General features: G+C 43.4%; 10 protein-coding genes. 4 read left to right on the forward strand and 6 right to left on the reverse strand.

Translation table 11 applies throughout. The annotated features are described in order from the left end of the window. Window positions 1-9: 9 nt before the first annotated feature. From B3143_RS13055 to yccS, 4 genes are all read right to left on the reverse strand, one after another. A complete protein-coding gene (locus B3143_RS13055; protein ID WP_104426977.1) occupies window positions 10-804 on the reverse strand; it encodes a YdcF family protein in 795 nt (264 codons plus the stop codon). Window positions 805-901: 97 nt separating this feature from the next. Beyond that, window positions 902-3,559, reverse strand: coding sequence for a PepSY domain-containing protein (locus B3143_RS13060; protein WP_034705655.1), 2,658 nt, complete (start codon window positions 3,557-3,559; stop codon window positions 902-904). Window positions 3,560-3,743: 184 nt separating this feature from the next. After that, window positions 3,744-4,304 carry a YcxB family protein gene (locus B3143_RS13065; RefSeq protein WP_034705657.1) on the reverse strand — a complete coding sequence of 187 codons (561 nt, stop codon included), beginning with the start codon at window positions 4,302-4,304 and terminating at the stop codon, window positions 3,744-3,746. Window positions 4,305-4,389: 85 nt separating this feature from the next. Further along, a complete protein-coding gene (gene yccS, locus B3143_RS13070; RefSeq protein ID WP_034705659.1) occupies window positions 4,390-6,564 on the reverse strand; it encodes a YccS family putative transporter in 2,175 nt (724 codons plus the stop codon). Between the two features lie 145 nt (window positions 6,565-6,709). On the opposite strand from yccS, the gene B3143_RS13075 reads away from it, so the two are divergent. Continuing rightward, entirely contained in the window at window positions 6,710-7,921 is a 1,212-nt protein-coding gene (locus B3143_RS13075; protein ID WP_034705661.1) for a multidrug effflux MFS transporter, read from the forward strand. A 79-nt stretch (window positions 7,922-8,000) separates the two neighbouring features. Here the strand turns inward: B3143_RS13075 and B3143_RS13080 are convergent, their stop codons facing one another. Beyond that, window positions 8,001-8,708 carry a nitroreductase gene (locus B3143_RS13080; protein ID WP_034705665.1) on the reverse strand — a complete coding sequence of 236 codons (708 nt, stop codon included), beginning with the start codon at window positions 8,706-8,708 and terminating at the stop codon, window positions 8,001-8,003. Window positions 8,709-9,635: 927 nt separating this feature from the next. On the opposite strand from B3143_RS13080, the gene gltS reads away from it, so the two are divergent. Both gltS and B3143_RS13090 read left to right on the forward strand, forming a co-directional pair. After that, the gene (gltS, locus tag B3143_RS13085) at window positions 9,636-10,874 is read left to right on the forward strand and encodes a sodium/glutamate symporter (RefSeq protein WP_034701739.1); all 1,239 of its coding nucleotides are present in this window, start codon (window positions 9,636-9,638) and stop codon (window positions 10,872-10,874) included. A 42-nt stretch (window positions 10,875-10,916) separates the two neighbouring features. After that, complete coding sequence (locus tag B3143_RS13090) at window positions 10,917-12,392, forward strand: alanine/glycine:cation symporter family protein (protein ID WP_034701735.1); 1,476 nt, start codon at window positions 10,917-10,919, stop codon at window positions 12,390-12,392. 78 nt (window positions 12,393-12,470) lie between these two features. Here the strand turns inward: B3143_RS13090 and chrA are convergent, their stop codons facing one another. After that, window positions 12,471-13,658 carry a chromate efflux transporter gene (chrA, locus tag B3143_RS13095; protein WP_104425858.1) on the reverse strand — a complete coding sequence of 396 codons (1,188 nt, stop codon included), beginning with the start codon at window positions 13,656-13,658 and terminating at the stop codon, window positions 12,471-12,473. Between the two features lie 121 nt (window positions 13,659-13,779). Here chrA and B3143_RS13100 point away from each other — a divergent pair, with 121 nt between their 5' ends. Then, window positions 13,780-14,775: a patatin-like phospholipase family protein gene (locus tag B3143_RS13100; protein ID WP_034701728.1), complete on the forward strand. Its 996-nt coding sequence runs from the start codon at window positions 13,780-13,782 to the stop codon at window positions 14,773-14,775. Window positions 14,776-14,999 lie beyond the last annotated feature (224 nt).

The following is a 14,999-nucleotide window of genomic DNA, read 5'->3' on the forward strand; positions in this document are numbered from 1 at the left end:
TTAAGTCACTTATTTAAATAGTGAATATTCATTGAGCAGCCAACCACTCAAAAAGGCAAAATATTCTCTTAACCAGGAGTTATAGCGCAGATAAAGAGGAGTGTTGGCACTCAAACTAATCACTTGCTGATAACCTTGGTGTCTGGCAATGGCACGAGCACGGGGGCTATGAAAATCACTGGTTGCAATCGCAATCGGATCATTTTGACTTATATTGTATTGTTCTAATATCACTTGAGAATACATCATGTTTTGAGCAGTACTTCTGCTTCGATCTTCAAGTTGAATGGGGTTGATGAGTTCCGGATAATTAGTATTGATATAGTGCTGCATGACCTCAGCTTCACTTTGCCTTTCTCGATAATTACGCCCACCTGTCATGATCATTAAAGCATCTGGATAGTGTGCTGCATATTTTGCTGCAGTATCCAGACGGCTTTTTAAGATGAGTGACGGCTGTCCATTCGAAATCCCGCTGCCTAAAACCAGAATAGCGGCAGGAGGCTGTGTAGATTCGTTTGTATGAATAGACATCTGGATATAAGCGAAGAAAACCACGACACTGATCATCCAGAGCAAAAATCCGGCCCAGAGGCTGTTCCAGAACCAGGTTCTAAATCTGGAATGCTGTTTCCAGCGTTGAATGTTTGAAAAGAGTAAAACATACAGAACCAATGCTATGCTAATGAAAATTGGCAAAAGAACACCGAAATGTCTTTGTCCGTGACTCATTAACCAGAGGCTGTTTATGCCAAGGATCAAACCAAAGATCAGGCTGAGATTTCGTTTAAGTGGGCTGGATATTCGGATACTCATATTTTTATTTATCTTCTTATCTCTTCTTCTATCTTATTAATAAAAAACCGGGCATGAAGCCCGGTCTTTTGTAGATCAGCTGATCTTAATATACATCACGACGATAACGACCATCCAGACGTAATTGATCTACTGTGCTTTCACCGAGAATTTCAATCAGAGCCTGATCGACATCGCTGGCCATGCCATTAATGCTACCACATACATAAATCACGGCACCTTGAGCGACCCAGAGTTTCAATTCTTCAGCTTGCTCACGCAATTTATGATGCACATAAACTTTTTCCTGCTGGTCACGAGAGAAAGCAAGATCCAGTCGTTTTAATGTACCCATTTGCAGCCAGGCCTGAATGATTTCTTCAAAGAAGAAATCATGGGCACGCTGACGTTCACCAAAAATGAGCCAGTTCTGAGTATAGTCCTGACGGTTACGCACACTCAGCAAGCTCATCAAACCTGCGATCCCCGTACCATTACCAATACAAATAATCGGGCGGTTATCAGCAATCAGATGGAAAGATTCATTCTTGCGAATACGCAGGGCAATCGGTGAATTTAGGGCAGTATGCTGTGTTAACCAGCCTGAGCCTAAACCTAACTGACCTTGCGCATCAGATTGCTGACGTACGACCAGACGTAACACTTGCTGACTTGGAATACTGGCGATTGAATATTCACGTGTAGCCAGAGCCGGCAATTGCTGTAATAGCTCATCTACTGAATCAAAAGGATCAACCTGAGTCAGGTCACGATCCCAAAGTGCCTGTTCGATACTTTGCTTCAGAGAAGGCACCTGTGTACCCGCGGCAATACGGTATTTCTCCATAAATGCGCGGATACGTTCAGGGCTGTTTCCTGGTTGGATTTCGGCAATATCACCTGCTTGCCAGACAGCTTCATGCTGTGGAACCAGTTCAATATTGAACGCAGGCGCACCCAGACTATCTGGATTCAGCAATTCACGTTTGCTCAAAGTCCATTGATCGAAGGTTTTATCGATACCCATATCCTGCAATTCAAACTGGGTCACATGGGCAAGGGCATTGGTCCATTGCTGGATATGCTCATTATTGGCATTATCCACTTCGATGGTCTTGAAGAGCTGCTTGGCACCATTCTGCTGTAACCACTGGTCGATCCGATGACCAAAGCTGCAATAGGTATCAGGATATTCCTGGGAGCCTAGAGCCAAAACTGCATAATTGAGATGGCTGAGATCTGCTTTGGCAGACAGAATTTTCTTTTCGAAAGATGAAGCCAGGTCAGGCGCTTCACCTGTGCCATAAGTACTGGCTACAAATAAAACCTGTTCTGCCTGTTGCAGGTCTGCAAGGCTTAACTGTTGTACTGCTTTAACGCTGACAGGTTGACGTGCTTCCTGTAAGGCAGTGGCCGTGCGCCATGCCAGCTGTTCAGAAACACCGGTTTGTGAGGCATACGTAATCAGCCAAGGCTTAGCATTTGGATCCAAAGGCAGGGCAGTTGTGCCTTGGCGTGCAGCCAGAGTAAGTTTTTTCTGCTTGCGACGTTTCAGATAGAGCATCCAGCCGGTTATAAAGAAAAGTGGCATGAGCAGTGACGCGACCATGGCAAAGAACTGATAAATCGGACCAAAGAAGCTGCCACGGTGCACCGGTAGCATACTGCTCATGATCTTTTCATTCAGCTTTTTGTCTTCATACATTTCTACCGATGTAAAAGCTGCATCCTGATAGTTATAAGTAGCATTATTACGGGCACGCTCATGCTGAACTTCAACATCGGTAAAGCTGAGTTTTAATTCACCATCGGCTTTTTTAGGAATATTAAAAGTAACTGTTGAATATTTGTCATTGAATTCATTCTGGAAACCTGCCCAGCTCTTGTTCAATGCAGTAAGTAAAACGGTATCATCAACATCTTTCTCACGACCTTCACCGCGATTTTCGCGCTGACCTTCGCTTTGTGGACCGCGTTCGCCTGCACCTTCACCACGAGAACCACGTTGACCTTCACCACGTGATTCGCCAGCACTACGACCTTGTTCTTCACCACCACGGCCGCCTTGACCTTGCTGCATTTCAGGTTGTGGACGTTCTACACCCAGCACCTTGAACATACCATTGCGCCACCAGTCATAAGACCAGTACAGTCCGGTACACGCCAGGATCAGGTAAAAAATCACGACCCAGGTTCCAACAACCGCGTGCAGATCCCAGATAAAGTTACGACCTTTCAGTTGCGGCTTCACAGCTAGCCACTGCTTCACTGAATGGCGTTTTGGCCAGCGTAGGTAAAGACCCGACAAGACAAAGAAAATCAGCATCAGGGCACAGGCACCGGTAATCTGTTTACCGACGGGTCCTACAGTCAAATTACGATGTAGTTGCTGTACAAACTGGAAGAATTCACGACCTTTAATTTCAGGCAATACTTCAGCCGTGTAGGGGTTGACCATCATGTTATAACCACGACGTGCTCCCTCTTTTACAATATTGACCGTACTGGATGCACTTGGATCCTGTGCCACGGTAATACTGTTGATTTTCATTTCAGGGTTTTGGGTCTGGAAATGTTGATACAGTTGGGCAGGGCTAAGCTTGTCTCGCTCTTGAACCTGTACAGTATAACTGTCGCTATTCATCCATTTTAGGATTTGCGGCTCATAAGAATAAATAGCACCCGTGACTCCCATAATCGAGAGAATCAAACCTGCAGTAATCCCCAGAAACCAGTGGAGTTGGAAAAATGTCTTTTTAAACATGATGGTCAGATTTATGGTGGTATGTGTAAAAGTAGGCAAATTATAACTGAAGAATTAGAACAAATTATAGATTATGATGATAATATTTATTCTCATTATCATTTGTGTCGATGAGTCGGATAAAAGATAGACATAAAAAAACCTCCATGTCGAAACAGGAGGTCTTTCAAAACCGGGATGTGTCTTAGATTTCTTTTGGCGCGCCCACTTCTTCTTGCAGATGCTTGCGAATGGTCGCGAAAGAGAAGTTTTTACTGTCTAAACGTTTAGGCAGGATATAAGCACCTTGCTGACCTTTGACTTTAAAATTGATCAGCATGAATTCCGGCGTGTTATACCATTCATAGATGTCTTTCCAGCCAATAGCACCCACACCTTCCTGCATGCCCATTTTCTGGCGCATCACGATACCATGTGGCTGTACGCCAAGACGGATACCTTTAATTTCCTGTACCGGAAATTCATTCATCTTGCGTTTAACATACCATTCCAGACCAAAAGTACGGATCAGGTAATACAGTACTACACAGACAATCGCCACCCAGCAGATAACTGTTGAGTAGTTCTTGATCAGGATAATTCCCAGAATAGACAAGGTAACAATAGCACCCATGATCAGCCAAGCTTTCATACCAATTTTATTGGTACTACGCCAGATCATTAGCTGAGCATGACGCTGCTCAGCTTCTGAAATTTCATAGTTCACAGGCTGTAGGGTATAAGCGTATAAATTTTTCGCGGTCATAATGAAATTAACAGATTTAAAGCTGTAAAAAGTTTAGCATTAATTATGCTAATTCAGTGAGTATATTGTTCCAAAATCAGCCAAATTATAATGAAGCCAATTCAGTAGCCTGTTCGTCACGTTCATGACTCAAACTCTGCTTTAACTGACTCAATTGCTTCAAGATACTAAACATTAAAGACAGTTGTTGCAAAATGATCAGTGGTTTCTGGTCTTCTTCCTGCTGTTGTGACAGACGCTGACGGATATTCTGGATCATATTCTGGGTGCTTAGGTCAGGGACCTCATCATAGAGCAGGGCACCACGAATATTTTCTAGGGCTTGGTCCAGTAAGTCCAGTACATCCTGATCCTGAATTTTTTCACGATGCGCACCCAGCGCGGCAATATAACTGATAAAAGTATGATTCAGGCATAGGAACTCAAAAGCCTGTGATTTTTGCACAGGGTCGAAATCAGGTTCGGTGGCCAAAGTCGAGATCAGGGAAGCAACTTCAGCATCGGTATTATGGGCTGCACGGCGTACCACGCGGTAGGTCAGACCATTATTTCGTCCAGACTTATACTGTTCAATCACTTCACTCAAGTAGTCACATTCTGCCTGCAGGCTACGGCTAATGCTTCGTGGCAAGCGACGAAATTTCCAATCCGGGAAGATAAAGCTCACGCCAAACCAGGCAATCGCACAGCCAATCAGAGTATCAATCATACGGGGGATAGCTGCAGTAAAACCCATGCCGTCCAGATTAAAGTTGATCAGGGCCAGAATGGTAATAAAGGCAGTGGCCTGTGCATACTGTTTACTGCGTAATTCAAAGAACAGAATCCCACTCAAAATTAGCAGTAATAATTGCCCTTCAACGGAAGGAATGAAGTACAGAATGGCATAACCTAAAAGAATACCTGCCAATGTTCCAACGATACGTAAACGTAAGCGACGCTTGGTAGCATTAAAATTAGGCTGGCTGACGAATAGTGCTGTAAGCAGAATCCAGTAACCATACTGAATATCGGTCAGCTGGACAAAGATATAGCTGATTAGCAGCACAATCGATAGGCGGATGGCATGACGGAACAACACCGATTCAGGTGTCAGATGCTGTTTGACCCGAATCTTGATATCTTCCCAGCCTTTCAGGTCGTCATCTTTGAGCTGGTTTTCAATATGTTTAGTACGATCAAATTTGATATTACGTTCAGTTTCCAGATTGCGTAACTGCGCATCAATGGATTTCAGGTTCTGGAATAAGGCAAATAGGGCATTGATCCAGACCTGATCATACTGCTGTTCTGTACGCAATTTTTCTAGGGACAATCTCAGGTTTTCAAAGGCATGTTTGAAGCGTTTATTATGTTTATAGGTTTTGCGTTGCTGAATGCTTTCACTCAGGTCTTTACAGGCTTTGCCCTGAATCGACAGGATGCGCTGAAAACGGAACAAAATGTCGCTGTGTTCAAAAATTTTGGCCAGTTTCTGATAATCAATATGCGCAGAATCGGCACGCTCGTGAATATCTTGTGCCACAAAATAGTATTGCAGGCTACGACGGGTATCTTTCTGACCACGGTCACCTTTCAGACGGGTCAAAAGGACAGTCTTCATTTCATTAAAAATTGAAATCAGTTTGCCATTTTCCAGTGACAGCTCGATCATACTTTGCTGATAACTTTTTGCCGTCATATCGACATCGAACAGATTCGATTTGGCATAGAGGAAATCACCCAAAGAGGCATAACACTTAGCTAGATTGTCCTGTGCACGTCGCGCTGGAAATAGCAGGAAGCTCAATGTCGACAAAAAGCCATACCAGACCGCACCAATCAGCAGCAAGCTTGCCTGCTGATACCATCCATCAAATAGTTCAACCCCCAGCATGGAATAGACAGAAATCACCAGACAGCCATAGGAAATCGTGGCATAACGTCGACCAAGCGAGCCGAGCAGAATCAGGACAATACAAGAAACAATGAGGGCAGAAGCAAACAGCAGCGGATAAGGAAATAACAGATAGACTGCGACTGCGGTAATGAAGAAGCCTAAATAGGTATAGAACAGATTCAGGATACGCACGGAAAAGCGGTCATCAATATCACTTAAACCTGCGGCCACCACCCCAAGGGTGAGTGGAATAGTCATTAACTGCTGTCCTATGAAATAGGGAACAAAGGCAGTGCCTGCAAAAGCGATCAGCATACGCAGGTTATACATCAGGGTCGTATTATAAGTCGCGTGTTTAAGACGATTGAGCCAAGATTTCAACGGTGATCCTTTCTCTTGCAGTCTTTGCTGCAAAGCTGAATATACATATGAGAAAAAGTATATTTATAACTTTTAATTTCCATGTAAATCATACTATGCGCTATGTTAATTTGTCTGCCTACTACGCATTAAAATCTTTAATTACATGAACTCCAATACGACAGCACCACGGCCTTATGCCATGTCTTGGATTATTTTGCTGGCTTCACTGACTGCACTTGGTCCTTTATCTATTGATATGTATCTCTCTGCCTTACCCGAAATGGCAGCGGATTTTGGTGTCAGCACCCAGATGGTTTCCAATAGTCTGCCAGCTTATTTCCTTGGATTGGCGGTTGGGCAGTTGCTATATGGCCCGATCAGTGACCGGATTGGACGTAAGCCACCGCTTTATTTTGGATTGAGTCTGTATATTCTAGCAAGTCTGTTGTGTATGTTTGCACAGAATGAATGGAGCCTGATTGCAGCACGGGTATTACAAGCCTTAGGGGGATGTGTAGGTGTCGTGATTGCCCGAGCAACCATTCGTGATCGGCTGGATATGCAGGCGGCTGCACAGGCCTTTGCCAGCATGATGATTGTAACGACCATTGCACCGATTATTGCGCCAAGTCTCGGCGCATGGGTACTGATGTTTTTTGAGTGGAATATTATTTTCTTGGTGCTGATGGGCTGTGGCTTGTTTAGCCTAGTCTGTGTGCATTTTTTCTTTCAGGAAACCTTACCTCCGGAACGCCGCCTTAAACTGAATTTGCAGCAGGTATTGAGTTTATACCGAACCATTTTTCAGGATGAGAGTTTCAGACGACCAATGCTAGTGGGTTGTTTTTCTGGGGCGGTGATGTTCTGCTATATCAGCGCTTCTTCAGCTATTCTGATGGATCATTATCATCTCACTGAACAGCAGTTTGCTTATGCTTTCGGGGGGAATGCTGTGGGAATCATGCTGTTTTCGACTCTGAATAAGCATCTGGCTCAATATCTTTCAGTCTTAAGTCGTTTAAAACTAGGCGCTTCTTTACAGGGAATCGGTGTCTTGGCTTTACTGGTTTTAGGCTATCTGAATATTGAATCTGTTATCCTGGTTATGGCGGCCTTATTTGTCGTTGTAGCCTCAATTGGTTTTGTGGGACCGAATGCGATGGCGCTGGCTATGGCAGAGCAGGGTGCTCGTGCCGGAACAGCCAGTGCGATTATGGGCAGTATGCAATTTGCCTGCGGTTTGTTGGGCGGAGTTTTACTGAACTTTATGCTGTGGGATGCTTTATTCAATATGGCCTTGGTAATGGCGATCTTTGTGGTTATAGCCTTTAGATCTGTATTGAAATTAGAACTGCCTAGAGTTAAGCAGAGATAAGGAGCTGCAAGAACTCTATATCTCTGTCAGATGATCCAAGCAGCTCAAAGTTGATGCTTGAATCATGGCTTATCTAATTTTATTCTTCTACAAAAACGGCAAATTCCTCTACCGGGACACGTGGGGTGATAAAGGTATTTACGATATGGTCTGGATCTGCATAGCCTAGTGACATGCCACAGACCAGCTCTTCATCATCACCTGTGCCCAGTACATCCAGCACGATGCTATGAAAATGATTCCAGGCAGCCTGCGGACAGGTATCCAGACCACGCGCCTTGGCAGCCAGCATCACGTTTTGAATCATCATGGAAATATCCATTTTTGAACCTACGCCTAAATCTTTATGTAAGGTAAAGAATAGCCCCACTGGTGCATCAAATAATTCAAAATTACGCAGGTTCTGGCGTGCCATTTTCTCTTTTTCGCCTTTCTGGATATTCAGCAAACCATATAAGCCCCAGCCATTTTCACGGCGTCGGTCGATATAAGGAGAGAACCATTGCTCGGGATAATAGGCAAAGGTTTCTTTATATTGTGCGGCTAGTACCGGATTTTGATAAAGCTCCATTTGCGCCTGACAGACACGCTGCACCAGCTCATCGCGCTTTTTTCCGGTTAGCACATATACTTTCCATGGCTGGGTATTGGTTCCTGAAGGGGCGCGGCTAGCCACAGTCAAAATGTCTTTGAGCATGTCGGTACTGACCGGCGTATCTAGAAAAGCACGAACTGAATGACGGGAAGTAATGGTTTGATCTACAGCATGAACGAGGTTTTGATCCATTTTAATTTCCAATCTCATATCCTTAATGATGGTGAAATGACTATAAACCAAACAAACCTTGTCGGGCAGGGGGTAATTTTAGTTTCACAGTGAATTGGGATGATTAATAGAAATCACATGAATGAGAATGTATTTAGGAGATATAGGAGCTATATAAATAGCCTAAGAAATTTATTGAATGCTTAAACAAAACTGCCTATAAAAATGAAACCAATACTTTAGATGCTGATATCTTGAGCAATTAACATCGATGGCTGTAACTATACAGAAAGTTAAGAGCAAAATAGAATGATTAAAATTCAATCTTAAAAATAAAATTAAATATCCGTTTTTAGATTCAATTAATATTTTATTTCGATTAGAATTTAGGGGTAGTAAACTATAAAAAATAATAAGTTATACTTATTTTTTATATATTTGCTAACTATAGTTAATAAAAAACAATAAAACTTTATACAAAGAAACAGCATAATGTGCGACTTTTCAGTTGAATACATGCATTTTGAGGAAATAATGAAGATTGCATGGTCAAGCTCTATTTGAAATATCTTATTGCAAATGACTTGATGAACTCAGTTAGGTTAAAAGCACTCATGTAGCAATTCATGCTGGTTGAGAAGTAAAAAATATAGGTTGGATGTTATCGCTATAAGTTGCACGCTGAGATGAATTTACGCATCTGGCGTAGCTTATGCAATCAGCAAAAGGCCGTTTTTCGCTTTTATAAATCTCTCACTGAATATGATCATCACGATGATATTCATAAGTTTGAAACAGATGCGGAATGCTTTGTTGATTCTAAAGGCGATAGATGAATGAAAAAGATGACAATTACATGGGGTTATGTAAGGTTTTCTTCTGTAAAAATGAATCGCAACACGACTTTTAGAATGACGAAAATTCAGGACCATCTTGGACAAAAAAATTATGGATTTTACTTTTAACGCATTTTATACCCTGATCGCTGCAGTAATTGTTCTATTACTGGGTCGGTTTTTGGTGGATAAAATCGATTTTCTAAAACGTTACAACATTCCTGAACCTGTTGCAGGTGGTCTGGTTGCAGCGGTTATCTCTCTGCTGGTTCATTCGTTCTGGGGCTATAGCATTACCACGAGCGCGGAACTGCAAACCAGTTTTATGCTGATTTTCTTTGCCTCGATCGGTCTGAGTGCGAACTTCGCCAAATTGCGTGAAGGTGGGATCGGACTGGTGATCTTCCTGGTTGCCATCTCGACATTTATTGCACTACAAAATGCGGTTGGTATGGGACTAGCAAGCTTGTTAGGTATTGATCCTCTGATTGGTCTGATTGCCGGCTCGATTACGCTGACTGGTGGACATGGTACTGCTGGCGCCTGGGGTGAAATTCTTGAAGTTGAGCACGGTATTCAGGGGGCTTTGGCACTCGGTATGGCAAGTGCGACCTTTGGTCTGATTATTGGTGGAATTATCGGTGGGCCTTTGGCGAAACTGTTGATTAACCGTCATAATCTTGCTGTGGCCCGTACCGATCAGCAAATCGAAAAACGTGACAACACGCCAATGGACAGCACGACAGATGAATATGTGCAATTTGAATATCCACATCGTGTTCGTCTGATCACCGCCGATAATGCCATTACCACGCTTGGTTTGTTTGCAGGCTGTCTGGCATTTGCGGAGCTGATGACTGGCTTCAGTAAAGATACAGTATTTGAACTGCCAACATTTGTATGGGCACTGGCAGGCGGCGTGATTCTGCGTAACGTGCTGGAAGGCATCCTGAAAATCCAGATTTTCGACCGTGCGATTGATGTGTTTGGTAATGCTTCATTGTCACTTTATCTGGCCATGGCACTGCTGTCATTAAAACTATGGCAACTGGCGGATCTGGCAGGACCATTGATGGTGATTCTCGGTGCACAGACCTTGACCATGGCTTTATATGCAGCATTTGTGACTTTCCGGGTGATGGGCAAAAACTACGATGCCGCAGTACTTGCCGCAGGTCACTGTGGTTTCGGGATGGGTGCAACCCCAACGGCTGTCGCCAATATGCAGGCGATTACCAATATGTATGGCGCTTCGCATAAAGCCTTCCTGATCGTTCCATTATGTGGTGCTTTCTTCGTTGACTTGATTAATGCCACGATCATCCAGATGATCTTGAAATTTTTCGTCTAATTTTAGGCTTGATAATGAGTCATAAGCTCATAAGGATATGACATGAATGATCAGCTAAATGAAACCTTACTGGGCTGGGTCAATGCCTTAAATGGTCCACTCTGGGACTTTTTAGTGGTATTCCTGGTCGCAGTCGGTATTTTGTATACGATCATGACCGGTGCCGTACAAATCCGTTTGTTCTTGCACAGTATGAAAGTCATGAAACGTAGTCGTGGCAAGGTCGAAGACGATCATGGTATTACGCCGTTTCAGGCTTTTGTTACAGGTCTGGCTAGCCGGGTTGGTGTGGGTAATGTCGCTGGTGTCGCCATTGCGATTGCTGTCGGTGGTCCAGGTGCTGTGTTCTGGATGTGGTTTACTGCATTTCTGGGAATGAGTTCTGCTTTTGTAGAATCGTCATTAGCCCAGTTATTTAAAGTTCGGGATAACAAGAACCAGCAATTCCGCGGTGGACCAGCGTATTACATTACTCAGGGTCTTAAGCAAAAATGGCTGGGAATTGTATTTGCGATTGCGCTGATTACGACCTACGGTTTTGTGTTTAATGCCGTACAGGCCAATGCGATTACTGCTGCAACCTCACATGCCTGGGGCTGGAATGAAGCCAATCTGATGTTGCCATTAGGCGGCTTCGATCTGGAAATTTCCTGGATTGGTCTGGTCTTGGTCTTGATTACGGCCATGATTATTTTCGGCGGGATCAAGCGGATTGCCAAAGTTGCTGAAGGGGTAGTGCCTTTCATGGCAGTTCTTTACCTAGCTGTTGCTTTATATATCGCCGTCATCAATTACGATATGTTGCCGTCTATTTTCCAGCTGATCTTTAGCAAAGCATTTGAGTTTGAAGCAGCGGCTGGCGGTTTCTTCGGTGCCATGATCTCGATGGCCATGATGATGGGGATTAAGCGCGGTTTATTCTCGAACGAAGCGGGGATGGGTTCAGCACCGAATGCGGCAGCTGCCTCTGACGTGAAACATCCGGTGAATCAGGGTCTGGTTCAAATGCTTGGCGTATTTGTAGATACCTTCGTCGTATGTTCATGTACCGCTATCATTATTTTAGTCTCTGGCCTATATGAAAATGCCGGTTTTGAAGGTGTAACCTTGACCCAGATGGCGCTTGAAAGCCAGATTGGTGCTTGGGGTGATGACTTCCTGGCCTTGATCTTATTCCTGTTCGCCTATTCTTCTATTATTGGTAACTATGCCTATGCAGAAGGAAATATTCAGTTCATCAATAATAACAGTAAGGTCATGTTTACTTTCCGATTGCTGGTATTGTTTATGGTGTATTTCGGCTCGATTGCCAGTGTGCCGTTGATTTGGAATATGGCGGATCTGTTCATGGGTGTCATGGCTAGTATCAACCTGATTGCGATTGTGCTGCTGATGCCATTTATTTTGATGCTGCTCAAGGACTATACCGGTCAGCTGAAACGTGGCATCGAGCAACCAGAGTTTAAACTCGATGATCATCCGAAATTTAAAGATAAAGTTAAATCAGATATCTGGTAAGACTTGAGAAAAAGCCCCGACTGGTTCGGGGCTTTTTTATGGGTTTAATAGTTAGAATGACATAAAATTCAGATAGCTTTAATATAGGATAAAGCCAGCAATCAGGCTGAACCAGACTGGTAATTTCGAGCGTAACAGTAAAATCATTACGATGACAAAAACCAGATCAGACCAGGAACGAAAATATGCCTGAGAGAGATCAATCAGCAAATATAAAAGCAGTCCGACGACTGCCGCATTAATCCCGCTCACTGCCTGAAAAATAATACGTTGCTGCATTAACCATGACCAATAAGGCAAAGTAGCAAAAATCAGAAAAAATGAAGGCAGGAAAATGGCGCAGGTTGCTAAAAGTGCATTAATCCAGGCTGAACCTGTCCAAGGCAACAGGGCACCGACATAGCTGGCAAAACTAAATAATGGACCCGGCATCAATTGAGCAAATGCATAACCTAGATCGAAAGATTGTGACGAAAGCAAATTGGTCGCAACAAAGTCCTGATGCAGCAAAGGCAGAATGACATGTCCGCCACCAAAGACCAATGAGCCAGTTTGATAAAAATCAGCAAAAAACGCGAGTTCAGGCCAAGAACCAGATTTGACTAGTATAGGAATCAGGAAAAAGGGCAGTATAAATGCGATGAACCAGTAAGGTGAATGACGTGGCTGAATATAGCTTGAGTGAATGATAGATGAATTTGAAGCAGGCTTATTTTCCTGAGGAGAATTAGAAAATTTTGCCATTACAAGGCCAAAAACTGCCCCTAAAATAATGACTAATAGCTGATTCAAACTGATACTAATGAAGCTCAGGATCAGGACTGAAATCAAGACCAGTACATACTGCCAGATGCTCTTGCAGAAACTGTTAAGCATTTGCCAGAATGCCCAGACGATTACAGAAAAAACGATCAATTGAATGCTATGAAAGCTGTTTGAGTTTAGAATATGGAAATAGTGCTGACCGAGTACTGCGATCAAGCTCATCAGAAGCGTTGAAGGCAGAGTAAACCCAAGCCAAGCCACGAATGCCCCAGCATAACCTCTTTGCAGATAGCCGATTGAGAGGCCCACCTGACTGCTGCTGGGGCCGGGCAAAAGCTGTGCTAATGCAACCAGCTGGCCATATTGTGTCGCATTTAACCACTGTAACTGGTCGACAAATTTACGGTGAAAAAACACCAGATGCGCCGCCGGTCCACCGAATGCCATACAGCCCAGTTGCAGGAAAGTGAGAAAGATCCGGTACAGTGATGATGTATTCATACAGTGGCTGAAAATTGAAAGATATTAATGCAACTGTATGACAGTTTTACGAAATTCTACAGATTATTTAAGCATGTGTTTATACACTATGCTGCTTTAACAAAATGAGGACGTGCTCTGCATGCAGAAATATGTACTGAGTATATTGGCGATGACAATGGTAGGTCTGAGCGGCTGCCAAACGACATCCGGTTTTAATCCATCTAACTCTAATCATATTAAATCTGCCAGTTCAGTAGCAGAAGCCCAAGCACGTCCAAACCAGATCAATTTCCGCAAGATCAAGCAAACAGAAAACCGTCCGGTGATTGCACTGGTTCTTGGCAGTGGCGGTGCGCGTGGCTATGCGCATATCGGTGCAATTGAAGTATTGGAACAGGCAGGCATACAACCAGACTTTATTGTGGGAACCAGTGCCGGCAGTATTGTCGGCTCCATTTATGCCAGTGGTAAACCGGCGATTGAACTGCGTAATATTGCGTTAAGCATGAAAGCGACTGACGTCCGCGACATCAAGCTGGACCCTAAAGGTTTTTTTGATGGCAAAAAAGTCGAAAATTATGTGAATTTGCAAGTGGATCAAACGCCTTTGCAAGCCATGAAAATCCCGATGTTTGTGGTAGCCACAGCCTTGAAAGAGGGCAAGCGGGTAGTCTTCAATTATGGTAATACCGGTCAGGCAGTACGTGCATCCGTTTCTATTCCAAGCATGTTTATTCCGACTGTCATCCAGAAAAAAGAATATGTGGATGGAGGGCTGGTCAGTCCGGTGCCAGTTAAAGTAGCTCGTGAGTTGGGCGCTGATATTGTGATTGCTGTCGATATTTTGGCGCAGCCAATCCATACTGAAACCACCAATGTCTGGGGCCTATTCAACCAGAATATTAATATCATGCAGCAACGTTTAGCTTCTGAGGAGCTACAATACGCCGATGTGGTAATTCAGCCAGACTTACGCGAAAAAGGTCATATTTTTGATGTGCGTGGCAGGGAATTGACCATGGACGCTGGCATCGAGGCGGCTAAACTCAAGCTACCAGAAATTGCTCAGGCCTATCAGAAGCATAATTACAGTCAGGGTCATCAGATTCCATTGCTCTTGGCCCAGCAACAATAATTTGCTCTAAGATTTTTAATAAAATATTTATTTTTCATAAAGATGTATAAAAATATTTACCTCTTTTCTCATGTAGATGAAAAGCGGCTCATTTTTGCTCATCGTTTTTAGAGATGAGCTGATGTTTTCTACCTATTGAAAGTCACTTAAAGCCCGAGTTTCAATTGGAAATAAATATTTGAATTATAAAAATATAGTGATTTTATAAATAACCTGAGTTCGAC

It is taken from the genome of Acinetobacter sp. UBA1496, from assembly GCF_002324975.1.
Taxonomy (GTDB): domain Bacteria; phylum Pseudomonadota; class Gammaproteobacteria; order Pseudomonadales; family Moraxellaceae; genus Acinetobacter; species Acinetobacter variabilis.

Coding starts and splice junctions, on each gene's coding strand:
- B3143_RS13065 (WP_034705657.1), bottom strand. CDS start 4,304: ATGACCGCGAAAAATTTATACGCTTATACCCTACAGCCTGTGAACTAT.
- gltS (WP_034701739.1), top strand. CDS start 9,636: ATGGATTTTACTTTTAACGCATTTTATACCCTGATCGCTGCAGTAATT.
- B3143_RS13100 (WP_034701728.1), top strand. CDS start 13,780: ATGCAGAAATATGTACTGAGTATATTGGCGATGACAATGGTAGGTCTG.
- B3143_RS13080 (WP_034705665.1), bottom strand. CDS start 8,708: ATGGATCAAAACCTCGTTCATGCTGTAGATCAAACCATTACTTCCCGT.
- B3143_RS13090 (WP_034701735.1), top strand. CDS start 10,917: ATGAATGATCAGCTAAATGAAACCTTACTGGGCTGGGTCAATGCCTTA.
- chrA (WP_104425858.1), bottom strand. CDS start 13,658: ATGAATACATCATCACTGTACCGGATCTTTCTCACTTTCCTGCAACTG.
- B3143_RS13060 (WP_034705655.1), bottom strand. CDS start 3,559: ATGTTTAAAAAGACATTTTTCCAACTCCACTGGTTTCTGGGGATTACT.
- B3143_RS13075 (WP_034705661.1), top strand. CDS start 6,710: ATGAACTCCAATACGACAGCACCACGGCCTTATGCCATGTCTTGGATT.